This is a genomic window from Streptomyces sp. NRRL F-2580 (genome assembly GCF_000720115.1).
In the GTDB taxonomy this organism is placed as follows: domain Bacteria; phylum Actinomycetota; class Actinomycetes; order Streptomycetales; family Streptomycetaceae; genus Streptomyces.
In genome coordinates this window covers 220,571-236,184 of record NZ_JOIR01000013.1, presented here as the reverse complement: position 1 = coordinate 236,184, position 15,614 = coordinate 220,571, and the positions used below count along the sequence as shown (strand labels likewise).

Here is a 15,614-nt window from a genome sequence, read left to right as displayed (position 1 = left end):
AGGGTCACGGCTTGCTCCCGTACCGGCGCTGGAAGCGCTCGACCCACGCCGCCCGGCGGGCGGAGTTGAAGGGGGTCCTGCGGCGGCCGTCCTCGACCGCGGCCGAACGCGCCGTCGCTCTCGCGGAGTTGAGGCGTCAGCCGTGCGGCGCCAGTGCCACCCGGGTGCGCAACCGGGACAGCGTGGACGCAAGGCCGCGCGGGCCCCTGCGCAGGTTCGGCCTCTCCCGCGTCCGCATGCGCGAACAGGTGCATGCGGGATTCCTGCCGGGGGTCAAGAAGTCGGTCCTGGTGACCTTGCGTGCCCAGGAGCTTGTGCGGGTGCTCCGGCGTGGCTCGGTGGGCCTTCTTTGCCTCGGATGAGACAAACTTGTATCGTTCGAGGCGAAGGGGGCTCATCGCCATGGTGCACGAGGAAGAACTGCTGGACGGCGCCGCTCGCGTCCTCGCCGGAGATCACAGCGCCTCGATGGTGCAGATCGCCGCCGGGATCGGGACCAGCCGCGCCACGCTCAGCCGCCGCTACGCGACCCGCGAGGCGCTGCTGAAGGCCGTCGCGGTCCGCGCGATCGAGGTGGTCGACGGGTGCCTCGCCCCGCTCGACCTGGCCGAGGACGCCGACGGGGCCGCCTTCGACGCCGCCCTGGAGGACCTGGTCCTCGCCCTGATGCCCGCCGCGCACCTCTACGGCTTCACCTCGCGCGACGCCACGGTGCTCGCGGACCCGGAGTTCCGCGCCGGCGTGGACCGGCAGGACCAGCGGGCCCTGGCCTTCCTCGCCCTGGGCCAGCGGCTGGGGCGGCTGCGCGCCGACCTGCCGCCGTACTGGATCTGGTACTCGCTCTGGGGCCTGCTCGACGCGGCCGCCGAGGGCGTACGCGACGGCCACCTCGCCCGCCGCCAGATCGGCCACCTGGTCCTGACCTCCTTCCTCAGCGGGACGCGGCCCGCCGCGCGGCCCCCCGCCGGCGACCCCGCACCCTGACCCGCGCGCCACAGTGCGCACACCGTGAACCACTCTGAACGGAACCCGATGCACACCCCCGCGCAGGCCCCCCGCAGGTGGATCGTCCTGGCGATCCTCTCCGGCAGCCTCCTGCTCATCTCCATGGACACCACGATCCTCAACGTGGCCTTCCCCTCGCTCGTCGGCGACCTCCGGCCCGGCGCCGTGCAGCAGCTGTGGATCATCGACGTCTACGCGCTCGCCCTCTCCGGCCTGCTGGTCACCGCGGGCGCGCTCGGCGACCGCTGGGGGCGCAAGCGGCTGCTCATGGCCGGCTTCGGCATCTTCTCGCTGGCCTCGCTCATAGCCGTGTTCTCCACCGAGGCCTGGCACGTGATCGCCGCCCGCGGCCTGCTCGGCATCGGCGGCGCTGCCATCATGCCGTCCACCGTGTCGATCCTGCGCACCGTCTTCACCGACGCCAAGGAGCGCGCCTTCGCGCTCGCCGTCTGGGCGGCCGTCTTCGGCGGCGGCATGGCCTTCGGGCCGGTCATCGGCGGGCTCCTCGTCCAGGACTACGGCTGGCACTCGGCCTTCCTGCTGAACCTCCCCGTCGCCGCCGTCATCGTCGCGGCCGGCCTGCGCTACCTGCCCGAATCGCGTTCCCCGCGCGGCACCGGCGCCTGGGACTGGTGGGGCGTCGGCCAGTCGGTCGTCGGCATGCTCACCCTCGCGGGCGGCATCAAGCAGCTCGGCAAGAGCGGGATCGCCGACCCGCTGCCCTGGGCCCTGCTCCTCGTCGCCGCCGTCGCACTGACCGTCTTCGTACGCCGCCAGCTGACCCTGGACAACCCGCTGTTGCAGGTCCGGCTGTTCGCCAAGCCCGCCTTCAGCGTCGCGGCGACCGCGATCTTCCTGCCCATGGTGGGGATGGGCGCGATCCTGTTCCTGGTCACCCAGTGGTTCCAGTACGGCGAGGGCTACACCCCGCTCCAGGCCGGAGTGCGCCTGCTGCCCGCCCCGCTCGCCCTGATCGCCGCCTCGATGCTGGCGCCCTCGCTGATGGAGCGCTTCGCGATCCGCCACGTGCTCGGCGCCGGACTGGTCGTCCTGGCCGTCGGCATGGCCCTGCCCTGGACCCTCCAGCATTTCACCGACCTGGGCTATCCGGCCTTCGCGGCCGCCCTGACCGTCATGGGCGCCGGCGCCGGCATCGCGACCACCGTGGCCTCGGTGACCCTGGTCTCCGCCGCGCCCGCGGCCGAGGTCTCCAGCGCCGCAGCCATAGAGGAGACCTGCTACGAGCTCGGCTCGGCCATGGGCGTCGCCGTCCTCGGCTCCACCGCGGCCGTGCTCTACCGGGGCAACCTGCCCGCCCTCGACCTGGACGGCCCCACCGCCGCCGCCGTACGGGACTCCGTCGGAGAGGCCGCGCACACAGCGGAGCGGCTGGGCGGCTCCGCCGGCCAGGCCCTGCTCGACACCGCCTCGCAGGCCTACACCCTGGCCATCACCCCGGCGTTCCTCCTGGCCGGCGGCCTCGCGGTCGTCGCGGCGGCCACCACGTGGTCGCTCATTCCGCGGGACCTGCGGCCCACCGAGAACCACTGAGCCGCGCCGGCCGGAACGCGGGCGCGGCGGGCGCCGGCCCCAGGGTGGTGGTGCCCGGAGCCGCCCGGTGGCCCAGGCCCGTGCGGTAGGCGTCCATCGCCGCCTCCACCCGGCCCGTACGCCGCATCAGGTCGCCCAGCAGCCGGCACAGATCGGCGAGGTCCCCGGTCGCCCCGCTGCGCTCCAGCAGCGCCAGCGCCTGCACGTAGTGCTCCTCGGCGGACTCGGTGTCACCGCGCTCCTCGGCCATCAGACCGAGGAGCCGGTGCGCGCCGCCCGCGTGGACGGCGCCGTGGCGGTCGCCCAGGTCCAGCAGCGCGGAGAGCAGCCCGGCGGCCTCCTCGTACCGGCCCAGCTGCCGCAGCACGTCGGCCAGTTCGACCTCCACCTGGGCCGTGTAGAGACCCGCGCGCCGGGCCGACAGCATGTCCCGGGCCGTGCGCAGCTCCCGTTCCGCCGAGGCGAGCTCGCCGTTCTGGGCCTGTACGTAGCCGCGCATCCAGTGGCAGTGCGCCAGATCCGTCCGCAGCCGCAACTGCCCGTAGATCGCCTGGGCCTTGGCGAGGGAGGCGTCGGCGTCGGCCACCCGCCCCTCGGCGAGGAAGGTCCGGGCCACCTGCCGGTGCATCCCGGCCACCAGCGCCGGATCGTTGACCTGCGGGGCCAGCGCGAGCGCGAGCTCGGCGGCGTGGGCGGCGCGGGCATGGGCGCCCATGTCGATGTAGGGCCCGATCACCGCGGCGTGGAGCAGTACCAGCGCGTCCGGATCGGCCAGCCCGCTCGCGCCCAGCTCGTCGATGGTGGATTCCAGGAGGTAGCAGGCGTAGCGCAGCTCACCGGCGAGCAGGTGGGCCACCGCGCGCCCGCGGATCGGCCGTGCGCGGCGGGGCAGCGGCTGGTCGGCCAGCAGGCGCTCGGCCGCCTCGAAGTGGGCGATCGCGTCCGGTAGTTCCCCGGCCTCCAGGGCGCATTCGCCGAGCCCCAGCCGGGCCTCCGCCTGCTCGGGGACGAGCCGGAGGTCCTCCGCTTCGGTGAGCAGGCGCCCGTAGCGTACGGCGGCCTCCGCGGCCTCGCCCGTGGCGAGCGTCTGCTGGGCGTCGGTGAGGGCGAGCCGCAGCTCGGTGGCCACGTGGGCGGGGCGGCCGGTGGTCAGCTCCTCGTACGAGGTGCCCAGGCGCGCGGCGAGGAAGCGCAGCGCGGTCTCGGAGGGGCGGACCTTGCCCGACTCCAGGGTGGAGACATAGGCCGAGGTGTAGGCCGGTTCCGCCAATTGTCGCTGCGTCAGACCGAGTTCACCGCGCATGCGCTGAACCCGGCGCCCGATCAGGGCCGGTTCGTCCATGAAGTCCCCCTGGTTGCTCGAACTCCCCAGTATTCAGCGGGAGCAGGCATTGCGCACCACCCGCGCGCCACCTAGTTTAAGCAACCACTTCAGCAGATTTATCAAACTGCTTAACTTCCGTTTCCGGGGGAGGACTTCATGGTTCGAGTCAGACGTCCGGCCGTCCGCACGGCGCTGCGCGCGGCCGTCGCGATGGTCTGCGCGACCGCCGCGCTGGTGGCCGCCGGGCCCGCGGACGCAGCCGACCCGCCGACCGCCAAGAGCCGGGTGGAGGTGGAGATACCGGGGCCGGAGCAGGGCGGCGCCGCCGGATCCGGCCACGCCCGGGTGCCGGCCGCGGGCGGCCCCGCGAAGAGCGCGGGCCGGCTCTCCCCGGCGCAGCGCGAGGCCGACGGCACGGTCACCAAACTGATCGACAACGGCTCCACCGCCGACCGCCTCGACGTCGTCGTCATCGGCGACGGCTACACCGCCGCCGAGCTGGCGCGCTTCCACGCCGACGCCGAACAGAAGTGGGCCGAGGTGACCGCCGTCGAGCCGTACACCACGTACCGGAACCTCTTCAACGTCTGGACGGTCGACGCGGTCTCCCACGACTCCGGCGTCTCCGGCGACCCCGACCCCGCCACCGTCCGCGACACCGCCCTCGGCTCCTACTTCTGGTGCGAGGACATCGAGCGGCTGCTCTGCGTCGACCAGCCCAAGGTCGACGCCTACGTGGCGAAGGCGCCGGCGGCCGACCTGGTCATCGTCCTCGCCAACAGCGCCAAGTACGGCGGGGCCGGCTACAACGAGCGCAGCGCCACCCTCGGCTACGAGGGGATCTCCACGGCCTCGGCGGGCCACCCGAAGTCCGGCCAGGTCGCCATCCACGAGACCGGCCACTCGCTGGGCAAGCTCGCCGACGAGTACTTCTACCCCGGCGTCCCGGACTACGAGAAGTACACCGGCCCCGAGCCCGCCGAATCCAACAGCACCGCGCTGACCGCCGACGGGATGGCCGCGCAGCGGGCCAAGTGGTACCGCTGGCTGGGCGAAAAGTCACCCGACGGCGGTACCGTCGGCGCCTACGAGGGCGGCAACTACTTCGTGACCGGGCTCTACCGGCCCACCGACAACTCCCTCATGCGGGTCCTGGGCAAGCCCTTCAACCTGCCCGGCGTCGAGTCCATGATCGCCGGCTTCTACCAGCACGCGCGGATCGTCACCCCGCTCACCCCGACCGAGCGCACCCTGCGGCTGCGCCACACGGCGAAGGCGTCCGTACCCAGGCTGAACGGGGCGGACGGCAGGCAGCCGGTGGTCCGCTGGTACCTCGACGGCAGGGAGCTGAAGCGCTTCGAGGGCCGTACCGAGGTGCCGGTGGCGGAGCTGTGGCTGTTCGACCTCCGGACGCACCGGCTGTCGGTCACGGCCGAGGACCGTACGCCGTCGGTACGCGACCCGAAGACCATCCGTACGCTGCGGTCCACGGCCACCTGGACGGTCAGGCTCTGAGGCGCGCCGCGCCCCCTACGCCCCCTCACACACGGCGCCAGCAGGCCAGCGCCCAGGAGAACAGTCCGAACAGCACGAGCCCGGCGCCGACCAGCACGAGGAGCCACGGTCCCGCCGGGGTCTCGGCGAACGCCCTGAGGGTGTCGTCGACGCCCTTCGCCTGCGAGGGGTCGTAGCTGACGGCCGCGTAGACGAGGAAGGCCCCGGCCGCGGTGAACAGCGCGCCGCGGGCCAGGCCGCCGGCGACCCCGAGGAACACGACCGCCTTGCGGACGCCCTCGGGCACCCGGCCCATCTCCAACTGCTTGCGGAACGAGCGGCGGGCCGCCTGCACGGCGATCACGATGCCGCCCACGGCGATGGCCGCCCCGGCCGCCCCCACCCACCACGGGCCGCCCGGCAGCTCCATCACCTTCGACGTCACGTCACGCGACTGCTCGTCGCCGGACCGCCCGCCGCCGGATCCGGCCGCGAAGGACAGCACCGAGAACGCGACGACCCCGTAGAAGACGGTCCGGGCCGCCGACGCCAGCCGCTTGGAGGCCTTGCCGCCGTCGGGACCGGCGGCGCCGAACACCGCCTCCGACAGCCGCCACAGCATCATGCACACGAGGCCGATTCCGACGGCCCACACCAGGAAACCGCCGAGGGGCTTCTCCGCCAGCTCCTGCAGCGCGCCCGTGCGGTCCGCCTCCTGGCCGCCGTCGCCGAACGCCACCCGCACGGCGAGCACGCCGACGAGTACGTACAGCAGGCCGCGCGCCACGAGTCCGCACCGCGCCACCACTTCGCGGCCCGTGCCCCCCTGGGACCCGGTCCGTGCGCCTTCACGTGCCAATCGGCCGACCATGAGACCAGCCCCCCTTCCGCTCGGTCCGGCGTGGCGGGCGGACGCGTACGCGCCGGACCCGGGTGCCGGAGGATTCTCCGTGCGGCTACCCGGACACCGCCCCTCCATGCGGTGAGGGCCCGGCCGTGCCCGGCGGCAGCGCACCGGCCGGTGGCCGCGCGACGGATCGCGGCGGCCACCGGCCGGGGTACGGGGGAGAGGCGCGGGGCACGGGCTCCAGGGCTACATGGGGTCCATGCCGCGGTCGTCCATCCGGCCCTCCTGCTCGCTCTGCTCCTGGAGACGACGGGCCTTCTCCTTGAGCCGACGGCGCTCTTCCGGGTCGGTCGAACGCTCGGCCGCGTCGTTCAGTTCCTGGGCCTTGGCGCGCATCTGCTGGGACCGGCCGCGGGGTTCGCCTGAAACGCTCATGATCGCTCCTTGGATCGGTGGGGAGAGCGGGCGGATTCAGCGAACCAGCACTGCCGGGCGCGCGCATCTCGAAGCGTCACCGAGCGTGATCCCCAGCCCCCGGCTTCCCCCGGCCGGCCGCAGGCCGGGGCCGGGCCGGGTCGGCTCGGGTCGAGTCGGGCCGGGTCGGCTCGAGTCGGGCCGGGCCGGTCAGTCCAGGTCCGTGTCCGCGCCGAGCAGCGTGGTGAGGGTGAACAGGGCCCCGTCCGGGTCGCGGAGCGTCACCCAGCGCTCCACGGCGTTCGAGGTGATGTCCGAGACCGTGCGTCCGCCCAGCGCGACGGCGGCCTCGATCGCCGGCCGCAGCTTCGGCACGCGGAAGTGGACGTGCCAGCGGGGCCTGGTGTGCGGGGAGTAGGCGGCGAGCTCGACGGGTCCGCTGTTCAGGCGGGCCACGGGCTCACCGTTCTGCCGCAGGACGACCTGGTCCTCCTCGTAGGAGACCTCGCAGCATCCGGGGCGTTCGGTGGCCCATTCGAGTACCGCGCCGTAGAAGATCGCCGCGTCGAGGGCGTTGCGCGTACGCAGTTCCAGCCAGGCCGGCAGCGGGCCCTTGCCCGCCCGCCAGTCCGCGGCCACGGCGCCCTCCCAGATCCCGAAGACCGCGCCGTCCGGGTCCGCGACGAGCGCGGCCCGGCCGCCGGACTCGAAGGAGACCGGGCCGACGGCGATGGTGCCCGTCCGCTCCCGGATGCGGTCCACCGCCACATCGGCGTCGTCTACGGCGAAGTACGGGGTCCAGGCCACGGCGACCCCCAGGTCCCCGGCCAGCGCTCCGATCCCCGCCACCGGGACCCGGTCCAGGTAGGCCACCGAAAAGGCCTGGCCGAGGCGGGCCGGCCGGAACCTCCAGCCCGCGACCGCACCGTAGAAACGCTGGGCCGTCTCGAGGTCGCGGGTCATCAGGCTCACCCAGCACGGCGCCCCGAAGACCTCCCTCGTCGAAATCTCCACCGCTCGCTCCGTCCCTGTGAGCCCCCCGGTTCATTCTGGCCCTTTTCGTCCCTTTCCTCGCGGTCGGCGGCTTCCTCGCGGCCGACGGCGGCGCACGCACACGGAAGGTGTCCGAGAATCACGCTCCGTGTCGATCCCGGCCGGTGTCCGGCGCTAGCCTCGGTTCCGGACGCCACCCCGCAGCCCCGGAAGGCAGGTCTCCCATGGTCGGTTCCCAGGTTCCCGTCATCGATCTCGGGCCGTGGCGGTCCGGCGGGCCGCGGGAACGTGCCCGTACGGCCGCCCGCGTCGACGAGGCTTTGCGCGCGGCCGGCTTCCTGCTCGTGACCGGCCACGGCGTGGACCCCTCGCTGCCCGCGCGGATCAGGGAGGCGGCGCGCGCGTTCTTCGGGCTGCCGGCCGCCGTGAAGGAGCCGTACGCCGTCACCGTCGGCGGCCGGGGCTGGCTCGGCCCCGGGGCGGAGGCCAACAGCTACGCCGAGGGCACGGCCTCACCGCCCGACCTCAAGGAGTCCTGGTCCTTCGCGGCGGACGACCCCACCGGCGACCCCTCCGTGGACGCCGAGTGGTTCCGGCCCAACGTCTGGCCCGCCGAGGTGCCGCAGCTGCGGCCGCTGGTGACGGAGTACCTGGCCTGGATGCGGGCCCTCTCCGACGAGCTGCTGGTACTCCTCGCCACCGCCCTCGGACTCGCCGAGGACCACTTCACGCGCCACACCGGACACCCCACCTGGGGGTTCAACCTCAACTGGTACCCCGGCACCGAGACCGTCGGCCCGCCGCTGCCCGGCCAGTTCCGCATCGGGGCGCACACCGACTTCGGTACGGTCACGGTCCTCGACCGGCAGCTCGGAGCGGGCGGGCTCCAGATCCACACCGATGCCGACGGCTGGCAGGACGCCCCCTACGACCCGGCCGCGCTCACCGTCAACATCGGGGACCTGATGGCCCGCTGGACGGGCGACCGCTGGCGCGCGGGCCGCCACCGCGTCCTGCCCCCGCCCGCCCACACCCCGGCCGAGGAGCTGATCTCACTCGTCTACTTCTACGAATGCGACGCGCACACCCGGGTGGAATCCCTCCCCGCCCCCGTCGGCCGGGTGGTGCACGACCCCGTCGACTCCCACGTGTACCTGCGCGGCAAGCTCGACGCGATCAGCGTCACGGAGGCGGGCTGAGCCCCGAGACGGACCGGGATCCGGGACCCACCTCGGACGGCCGGCCCGCACCGGCGAGAGACGCGGGAGGGGGCCCGTGGTGCCCGGGCCGCCGGCGGAGCCTCACTCCGGCTGGCGTTCCGGGCCTGCGAAGTCGCGCGGGTGTAGCGCGGGCGGGAACCCGGTTCGGAATCGGGGCCGGCACCGGGGGACCCTGCGGGAAGCGTACGCAAGCCGGATCGGGAGGCGCCGCACCAGGCACCTCAAAGATCGGGAAGTCGCTCGTAGCCGCACCACGCGGCTTCTGGAGCTGATGTCAGTGCGCGTCGGTACGGTCGGCACATGAGAGCTACTGGAACGTTCACCGTGAAAGCGTTCGTCCCGACCGAGCTGAAGCCGGACCCCGCGGTGTCCACCGGGCTGCCCGTGGGTGTGGCGACCATGGAGAAGGCGTTCGAGGGCGAGGTCGCCGGTCGCTCGGCGACCTTGTTCACCGCCGCGTTCGACCAGGAGACCGGCGTCGGCACCTATGTGGCCATGGAGTCCTTCGAGGGCTCACTGCACGGCCGGGAGGGGGCGTTCAACTTCGTCCACTCGGCGACCACTTCCGGCAGCGACCGCACTGCGGAGTTCTTCACCCTCGTGCCCTCGAGCGGAACCGGGGAGCTCGCCGGGATCTCCGGTGCCGGGGGCATGGCGGTCGATCCCGACGGCACCCACCGAATCTGGTTCGACTATCAGCTCGGCTGAGCTCCCGCTCCGCCTCGGCGTAGACGCGGGACGTAGGGGCCGGGCGGGTGGAACGGCTCTGGCGGCGCACGCGTGTACGGGCGGCCGCCGGTGTCCGGGGGATCTATGGACTGCGGCCGGCTCGCCGCGTTCCCGTCCACCGTGCACCTCCCGCCCCCGACACGGGCGGGAGGAGACGAGGACCGGAATGGGCGAACACGCACGGATCGACTTCCGCCACCACGTGATCCCGCCCGACCGCAGCCGTGCGATCGCCGACCGCGCCGCCGCCCTCGGCCGGCCGGTGCCGGCCTGGGACTGGCAGAGCGCGATCGCGATGATGGGCCGCCGTTCGATCGCCACCGGCATCCTCTCGTACGCCGCTCCGCGCCGCCCACCGCTTCGCGTCCGCCGCCCGGCTGCGTCCGGGCAAGGCTCCCGAGGACCTGCTGGTCGAGTTGAGGCGCTTCTCCTTCGTACCGCGTTCTGCACGGGCCCCGCCTCGCTGCCCTCGCTCCTCGCCTTCGCCGAGCCCGGACACGTCCCGGACGGCAGCGACTTCCCCACCGTGCCCGAGGAATGGTGCGGAGGCTTCGACGACGGTCTGGACGGTTACCCGCACTGGGAGGACGGGCAGCCCCACTCGACCCACCGCGGCAACGCCGAGTGCCTCTTCCCCCGCCTCGCCCGCGCCTGACCGCCTCGGGCGGCAACGCTCCGCCGCCCCACTGCGTCCCCTGCATACTCAACAGGTCATCGGAGAGTGAGGAGGGGGCCGTGCCTGATTTCGGGGCGGTGATCGGGGCCATCGGACGGGGTGCTCTCACCGTGGGCCGGATCGTGTGGAACGCGATGAACAGCCCGACGGAGGCCGACGAGGAGGGAGCCCGCTCGGAGATATCCCGGCTCAGGGCGCTCATCGAGGAGGAGGTGCCGGAGGAGCTGCACGGCCGGGCGTGGGGGCTCGTGGTCGATGAGCTGCGCCGGATCGACGTGGACATCGAGCGCATGGTGGAGGAGGCCAAAGCCGAGGACGAGGAGGGCGACGGGGCCGAGGAGCGGAAGTCCTGATCGCATCAAGAGGCCGGGGGCGCACTGGTCCGCTGGGCAGTTGTGCGTAGTTGTACGTAACTGCCCGGAGGGAGGCCTCGGCCACTACACTCGCGGTGTGTCAGACCCCTCGGATTACGAACTCGCGGCATGGCGTGACATCCAACGGTTCAGCGGCCGTCCGCTGTCACGGGTGATGAGGGACGCCGGCGAGCAAGTGGCCAACGGCGCCGCGGAACTCGGCAAGCGTGCCGCGAAGTACCTGGAGAACCACCCGCGGGCCCAGTCCGCGGTTTCGCGGGGACAGAAAATCGCGGCCAAGGGCGCTCACACGGTCGGCGCCGGGGCTCGCGGAGCCGCCGACGCCCTCCCCGACTGGAGCGGCACTGCCTTTCGGTCCGTGCGGCAGACGGTGGGACGGCTCTCGCGGGCGGGACTCTCCTCCAAACGGGTCGTGGCGCTCCACCAGAAGCGCGGGCACGACGTCGCATCACTGTCCGACCTGGGCCGCCTCGACCTCCAGCAGATCGACGCGGTCCGTGGACGGGCAGCGAGCTGGTACTACCCGGCCGGCGCAGCGCTCTCGGGAGCGGGCGCAGGGCTGGTGATCTCCGGAGGACAGCTGGTCACCGCCGCCTCCGCCGGGGCCGCGGCAGCCCCTTCGGGAGGTGCCATCGTCGGCGCTTTCGCCGCCGACGCCGCAGTCGTCCTCGGCCTCGCATCCCGTTCCGTCGGCCAGATCTCGCTGCTCTACGGCTACGACCCCGAAGAGCCTGCCGAGAAGCTCTTCGTGATGTCCGTCGTCAATGCCGGGACTGCCATGTCGGCCACCGCCAAGACCGCTGCGATGGCCGACATCTCGCGGCTCACCCAAGCACTCGTCCGCGGCAAGACGTGGGCGGTCCTCAACGAGGCGGTCGTCGCCAAGGTCTCCGCGCAGTTCGCGAAGGCGTTCGGCTTTCGCCTCACCAAAAAAGGACTCGGCAAAGCCATCCCCGCATTCGGGATCCTCGTGGGAGGCACCTTCAACTGGACCACTCTGGAGTCGATCGTCGACGCAGCCGACATGGCGTACCGGCGGCGGTTCCTCCTGGAGAAGTACCCGCATCTCGGTGACGAGGAAGCGTCCGGATCGTTTGCCGGCGTCGGCCCGGACGCCTCGGACGCCCGCGACGTCCCGGACGACGCCGACGCGGCGATCAGCCTGCTCGGCGAGCTCGCCGAGGCGGGCGGGCCCGACCTCCGCTGAGCCGTAGAACGCAGGCAGTTCCTCCCGCTCCTCGGGGTCGCCGGCCGTCGGTGGAGGGGCTCCAGCAGGGCTGCGGTGACGGCGCGTTGGCCGTCGGGGGTGAGGTGGAGGCCGTCGGCCTCATGGTGGCCGCGAGCCGCGGGGCACGTGTCGACCACCGGCTCGGGCCGGGCCAGCAGGAAGCCGGCCACGGCGTCGAGGTCCGCGCCGGACCAGCTCGGCCCGGCCCGCCGGAAGTGCTCGTACCGCTCCACGCGGTCGGGGTCGGTGCCCGTCGGGGTGAGCCAGACCCACAGGGCCCCCGTGCGGGCCACCGCGAGGTCGCGCAGGGCGGTCAGGTTTCAACAGGCTTCGGCGAAGGCGACGAGCGGAGTGCGGTCGATGCGCTGCACGTCGTTCGCGCCGAGCATGCGTAGCACCCAATCGGGCCGCTGGAAACACGGCACCGGCGATACGGCCGGGTGGGTGCAGCGCACGCCGTCGGGTAGCAGGTGCCGCAGGATCTCGAACCAGGAGAGCCTGTCGGCGGTGGTGCTCTCGCCGAGCGCCACGACGTGCTCACCCGGGCGGAAGGGCAGCGCGGCGATCCGGGAAGGTGCGTCAGGGCCGGCCGACAGCCTGGCCGCCGCCTCCCGGTTGCGCTCCTCGAACCGCTCCTGCCGGCCCCGGTACTCCCCGGCATCCGTCCCGAACAGAGCCGCCAGCACCGGCTCGTCGAGCGGGCCCAGTTGGCGCAGGAGCATCTCCGGCTGGTGGAACCGCAGCAGGCGCTCCGTCTGGGCGGGGTCCCGATCGGTGATGGTCGTCATGTCAGCCCTCCTCGGGGACACGGACGGGTGTACGGACACGATGGCGCGGCAGCAGGAAGCCCGCGGCGATCAGCCGGGCCGGCCCGGCGAAGCGGGCGATCGGCAGGAGCGGGGCGGCTGCCTCCGTGAGCAGGACGAGGGTGGCCGGCGGCCGCCGCCCACGAGGACGACCTGCTGGCCGCCCTCGACTCCGACGGGCGGGCCCACCTCCTGGAACTCCTCGAACGTGTCCCGGCGCAGCGGGAACTGACGCCCGGCCCGCACCCCGGCTACCGCACGCTCGGCAAGCCGGCGGCGAAGCGAAAGGACGGAGGCCCTGACACCGGCCGGATGAGACCTGAGGCGGAGGCGGGACCTACTCGGGAGGGACTGGGCGATCCTCCTGCGAGTTGACGATCCGTCTACTCCCGCTGCATAGCCTCGGTTTCATGAACCGACGCAGAGCTGTCGCCTCAGCCGCCTTGTTCGCCCTGCTCCTGCCGCTCCCGCTCGCCGGCGCGGGTACTGCCGTCGCGGCGGACTCGCCGTCCGCCGCCGCGCAGCTCCGCACCGCGGTGGAACTGCCGCGCCCCACCGGCCGATTCGCCGTCGGCCGGGAGGACCTGCACCTGGTGGACCGCAGCCGTACCGACCCCTGGGCCGGATCCGGGCCGCGCGAGCTGATGGTCACCATGCGCTACCCCGCACGGCGCGACACCGGCGGTCCCGCGCGCTACCTCACCGACGAGGAGGCCCGGCTGCTGCTGGTCGACCGCGGCCTCGACCAGGTCATCCCCGTCGCGACCCTGACCGGCACGGCGAGCGCCTCCCGGACCCACGCCCGTCCCCTCGCCGGCCGGTACCCGCTGGTCGTGCTCTCCCCGGGCTTCACCGTCCACCGCGCCACCCTCACCGCGCTCGCCGAGGACCTGGCCTCCCGCGGCTACGTCGTCGCCTCCGTCGACCACGCCTACGAGAGCGTCGGCACCGCTTTCCCCGGTGGGCGCGTGCTGAAGTGCCTGGCCTGCGACAAGACCGAGGCGGGCACCCCGATGCGGACGGTCAGCGACACCCGCGGCCGCGACGTGTCCTTCCTGCTGGACCACCTCACCGGACGCCACCCCGCCTGGCGCCACGCCGGCCTCATCGACCAGAGCCGCATCGCGATGGCGGGCCACTCCATCGGCGGCGCCTCCGCGGTCGCCGCGATGGCCGTCGACCCCAGGATCCGCGCCGGGGTGAACATGGACGGCGGACTCCACACCCCGGTCCCCGACACCGGACTCGGCGGGCGCCCCTTCATGTTCCTCGGCGAGCAGAAGAGCGTCCCCGGCGGCATCAAGTCGTGGGACGACGACTGGCCCAAGCTCGACGGCTGGAAGCGCTGGATCACCTTCGCGGACTCGGGTCACTTTACCTTCAGCGACTTCCCGGCGATCGGCGAGCAGCTCGGCCTCCCCGACCAGGACGCCCCGCTGCCCGGAGGCCGCTCCGTCGAGCTGACCCGGCGCTACGTCGCCGCCTTCTTCGACCAGCACCTCAAGGGCATGCCGCAGCCCCTCCTCGACGGCCCGTCCCCCGACGCGCCGGAGGTCCGCTTCCACACGCCCTGAACCGCCGCTCAGACCACGGTCACCGGGTGCCGCACGACCGCGTCGAAGAGGTAGCCCTGCGTGTTGTGGACCGAGGTCTCGGGCTGCGTCCGCCCGCTCGCGTCGGTCGCCCGGGCCAGCAGCGCCGTCGCACCCGTCGTCCGCGGGGTCCACGGCAGCGACCAGCGCACCCAGCCGCCCCGGCGCGGGGCGTCGTGCATCCGGGCCCGCCGCCAGTGGCCGCCCCCGTCCGTGCTGACCTCGACGCGAGTGACGGGGGCCGCCGCCGACCAGGAACGGCCGGTCAGCAGCCGGGTCCGGTGCACGGGAACGGTGGCCCCCAGTTCCAGCTCGAAGGCGCTCTTGAGGGTCTGCCGGGTCAGCGGGGCGCTGCCCTGCGCCGGGTGCTCGGGCCCGAACAGCCGGTACATGTCGGTGTTCCACGGCGAGTACAGCGGCTCGTCGCTCACCTCGATGTCACCCACCCACTTGATCGAGGAGATCCCGACCCAGTCCGGTACGACGAGGCGCACCGGACCGCCGTGGTCGGGCGGCAACGGCTGACCGTTCATCTCGTACGCGAGCAGGACGTCGTCCAGCGCCTTCGCCACCGGCAGCGGGCGGCGCACCCGGCCCAGGTTCACCCCGTTCGCGATCACCTCGTCGTCCAGCCCGCTCGGCAGCACGTCGACGGCCCCGCGGGTGACCCCGGCCAGCCGCAGCACGTCCGACAGCCGCGCCCCGCGCCAGCGCGCGACCCCGATGGCGCCCAGGGTCCAGGCGGTGCCGGTCACCGGCTGCCCCTGCTGCGTGGTGTAGAAGCTCCGGCCGTTGCCCGCGCACTCGATGAACAGCGTCCGCTCGACCGCCCGCAGGGCCCGCAGCCGCTCGTACGAGAACTCCACCGGGCCGCCCGCGAGCCCGTCGCCCCACACCTTCAGCCGCCACCCGCCCGCGTCGACGCGCGGGGTGGAGGTGTGGTTGCGGACGAAGAACCGGTCGATCGGGGTGAGCGGGCCGGTGCCGCGCAGCGCCGCGAAGTTCGTCTCCGCGTTGGTGCCGCGGAGCGTGAACAGCTCGGGCGGCAGAGGTTTGACGGTGACGGGGCCGGCGGCCGCGGCCGGTGCGCCCGGGGTGGCGGCCGAGCCCGCGGCCGCGGCCGGTGCGCCCGTCGCCACGCCCAACGATCCGGCGGCCGCCCCGACCGCGAACAGCTTCAGCAGGTCGCGGCGGTCCACTCCGGCGGAGCGGGCGCGCCCGCGGGCCCATTGCCGCAGGCGCGTGCGGTCGTACCGGCTCTCGTCCGACAGGTCGAAGGGCATGGCGGGAATCTCCTCGGTCGCGGTTCCCGACGGACCGTAGAGGTCCCGGGCGGGCCGCGGGAACCTTCCCAGGGCGAT

Annotated in this window: 15 protein-coding genes and 1 pseudogene; 10 read left to right on the top strand and 6 right to left on the bottom strand. The window is 73.4% G+C overall.

All coding sequences use genetic code 11. The annotated features are described in order from the left end of the window. Positions 1-11: 11 nt before the first annotated feature. The 3 genes and pseudogenes from IF88_RS0117310 to IF88_RS0117300 form a co-directional block, all read left to right on the top strand. Positions 12-284, top strand: a pseudogene (locus IF88_RS0117310) (30S ribosomal protein S14); the annotation flags it as partial. Positions 285-402: 118 nt separating this feature from the next. After that, positions 403-984: a TetR/AcrR family transcriptional regulator gene (locus IF88_RS0117305; RefSeq protein WP_030712368.1), complete on the top strand. Its 582-nt coding sequence runs from the start codon at positions 403-405 to the stop codon at positions 982-984. 24 nt (positions 985-1,008) lie between these two features. Continuing rightward, positions 1,009-2,556, top strand: a complete 1,548-nt coding sequence (locus tag IF88_RS0117300) for an MFS transporter (protein WP_234323568.1) — start codon at positions 1,009-1,011, stop codon at positions 2,554-2,556. Here the strand turns inward: IF88_RS0117300 and IF88_RS0117295 are convergent. Further along, on the bottom strand, positions 2,519-3,898 hold the full coding sequence (locus IF88_RS0117295; protein ID WP_037806114.1) for a tetratricopeptide repeat protein: 1,380 nt from the start codon (positions 3,896-3,898) through the stop codon (positions 2,519-2,521). The genes IF88_RS0117300 and IF88_RS0117295 overlap by 38 nt on opposite strands. A gap of 138 nt (positions 3,899-4,036) precedes the next feature. Between IF88_RS0117295 and IF88_RS0117290 the strand changes: the two genes are divergently transcribed. Beyond that, positions 4,037-5,395, top strand: a complete 1,359-nt coding sequence (locus IF88_RS0117290) for a M64 family metallopeptidase (RefSeq protein ID WP_030712357.1) — start codon at positions 4,037-4,039, stop codon at positions 5,393-5,395. Between the two features lie 25 nt (positions 5,396-5,420). On the opposite strand, the gene IF88_RS0117285 is transcribed toward IF88_RS0117290, so the two are convergent. The 3 genes from IF88_RS0117285 to IF88_RS0117275 all read right to left on the bottom strand — a co-directional run bounded on the left by IF88_RS0117285 (position 5,421) and on the right by IF88_RS0117275 (position 7,598). Next, positions 5,421-6,245, bottom strand: a complete 825-nt coding sequence (locus IF88_RS0117285; protein WP_030712354.1) for a DUF1206 domain-containing protein — start codon at positions 6,243-6,245, stop codon at positions 5,421-5,423. Between the two features lie 222 nt (positions 6,246-6,467). Further along, positions 6,468-6,656, bottom strand: a complete 189-nt coding sequence (locus IF88_RS0117280; protein ID WP_030712351.1) for a DUF6381 family protein — start codon at positions 6,654-6,656, stop codon at positions 6,468-6,470. A gap of 189 nt (positions 6,657-6,845) precedes the next feature. Continuing rightward, positions 6,846-7,598, bottom strand: coding sequence for a VOC family protein (locus IF88_RS0117275; protein WP_037806166.1), 753 nt, complete (start codon positions 7,596-7,598; stop codon positions 6,846-6,848). A 254-nt stretch (positions 7,599-7,852) separates the two neighbouring features. On the opposite strand from IF88_RS0117275, the gene IF88_RS0117270 reads away from it, so the two are divergent. The 5 genes from IF88_RS0117270 to IF88_RS0117250 all read left to right on the top strand — a co-directional run bounded on the left by IF88_RS0117270 (position 7,853) and on the right by IF88_RS0117250 (position 11,834). Beyond that, positions 7,853-8,827, top strand: coding sequence for an isopenicillin N synthase family dioxygenase (locus IF88_RS0117270; RefSeq protein ID WP_030712346.1), 975 nt, complete (start codon positions 7,853-7,855; stop codon positions 8,825-8,827). Positions 8,828-9,148: 321 nt separating this feature from the next. Beyond that, positions 9,149-9,556, top strand: coding sequence for a DUF3224 domain-containing protein (locus tag IF88_RS0117265; RefSeq protein WP_030712344.1), 408 nt, complete (start codon positions 9,149-9,151; stop codon positions 9,554-9,556). Between the two features lie 187 nt (positions 9,557-9,743). Beyond that, positions 9,744-10,232 (top strand): hypothetical protein, encoded by a 489-nt coding sequence (locus tag IF88_RS0117260; protein WP_030712343.1) that lies wholly within the window; start codon positions 9,744-9,746, stop codon positions 10,230-10,232. 80 nt (positions 10,233-10,312) lie between these two features. Then, the gene (locus IF88_RS46550) at positions 10,313-10,606 is read left to right on the top strand and encodes a hypothetical protein (RefSeq protein ID WP_158754429.1); all 294 of its coding nucleotides are present in this window, start codon (positions 10,313-10,315) and stop codon (positions 10,604-10,606) included. Positions 10,607-10,703: 97 nt separating this feature from the next. Beyond that, positions 10,704-11,834, top strand: coding sequence for an EcsC family protein (locus tag IF88_RS0117250; RefSeq protein ID WP_030712339.1), 1,131 nt, complete (start codon positions 10,704-10,706; stop codon positions 11,832-11,834). 341 nt (positions 11,835-12,175) lie between these two features. Here the strand turns inward: IF88_RS0117250 and IF88_RS0117245 are convergent, their stop codons facing one another. After that, entirely contained in the window at positions 12,176-12,643 is a 468-nt protein-coding gene (locus tag IF88_RS0117245) for a hypothetical protein (protein ID WP_030712337.1), read from the bottom strand. Positions 12,644-13,071: 428 nt separating this feature from the next. Here IF88_RS0117245 and IF88_RS0117240 point away from each other — a divergent pair, with 428 nt between their 5' ends. Further along, a complete protein-coding gene (locus IF88_RS0117240) occupies positions 13,072-14,235 on the top strand; it encodes an alpha/beta hydrolase family protein (RefSeq protein ID WP_030712333.1) in 1,164 nt (387 codons plus the stop codon). 8 nt (positions 14,236-14,243) lie between these two features. Here IF88_RS0117240 and IF88_RS0117235 read toward each other — a convergent pair whose 3' ends face one another. After that, positions 14,244-15,536 (bottom strand): sulfite oxidase, encoded by a 1,293-nt coding sequence (locus IF88_RS0117235; RefSeq protein WP_030712330.1) that lies wholly within the window; start codon positions 15,534-15,536, stop codon positions 14,244-14,246. Positions 15,537-15,614 lie beyond the last annotated feature (78 nt).

Bases quoted from the DNA above. Each gene is read 5' to 3' on its own strand.
- IF88_RS0117240 (WP_030712333.1), top strand. From the start codon at position 13,072: ATGAACCGACGCAGAGCTGTCGCCTCAGCCGCCTTGTTCGCCCTGCTC.
- IF88_RS0117270 (WP_030712346.1), top strand. From the start codon at position 7,853: ATGGTCGGTTCCCAGGTTCCCGTCATCGATCTCGGGCCGTGGCGGTCC.
- IF88_RS0117285 (WP_030712354.1), bottom strand. From the start codon at position 6,245: ATGGTCGGCCGATTGGCACGTGAAGGCGCACGGACCGGGTCCCAGGGG.
- IF88_RS0117235 (WP_030712330.1), bottom strand. From the start codon at position 15,536: ATGCCCTTCGACCTGTCGGACGAGAGCCGGTACGACCGCACGCGCCTG.
- IF88_RS0117295 (WP_037806114.1), bottom strand. From the start codon at position 3,898: ATGGACGAACCGGCCCTGATCGGGCGCCGGGTTCAGCGCATGCGCGGT.
- IF88_RS0117280 (WP_030712351.1), bottom strand. From the start codon at position 6,656: ATGAGCGTTTCAGGCGAACCCCGCGGCCGGTCCCAGCAGATGCGCGCC.
- IF88_RS0117265 (WP_030712344.1), top strand. From the start codon at position 9,149: ATGAGAGCTACTGGAACGTTCACCGTGAAAGCGTTCGTCCCGACCGAG.
- IF88_RS0117305 (WP_030712368.1), top strand. From the start codon at position 403: ATGGTGCACGAGGAAGAACTGCTGGACGGCGCCGCTCGCGTCCTCGCC.
- IF88_RS0117260 (WP_030712343.1), top strand. From the start codon at position 9,744: ATGGGCGAACACGCACGGATCGACTTCCGCCACCACGTGATCCCGCCC.
- IF88_RS0117245 (WP_030712337.1), bottom strand. From the start codon at position 12,643: ATGACGACCATCACCGATCGGGACCCCGCCCAGACGGAGCGCCTGCTG.
- IF88_RS0117275 (WP_037806166.1), bottom strand. From the start codon at position 7,598: ATGACCCGCGACCTCGAGACGGCCCAGCGTTTCTACGGTGCGGTCGCG.
- IF88_RS0117290 (WP_030712357.1), top strand. From the start codon at position 4,037: ATGGTTCGAGTCAGACGTCCGGCCGTCCGCACGGCGCTGCGCGCGGCC.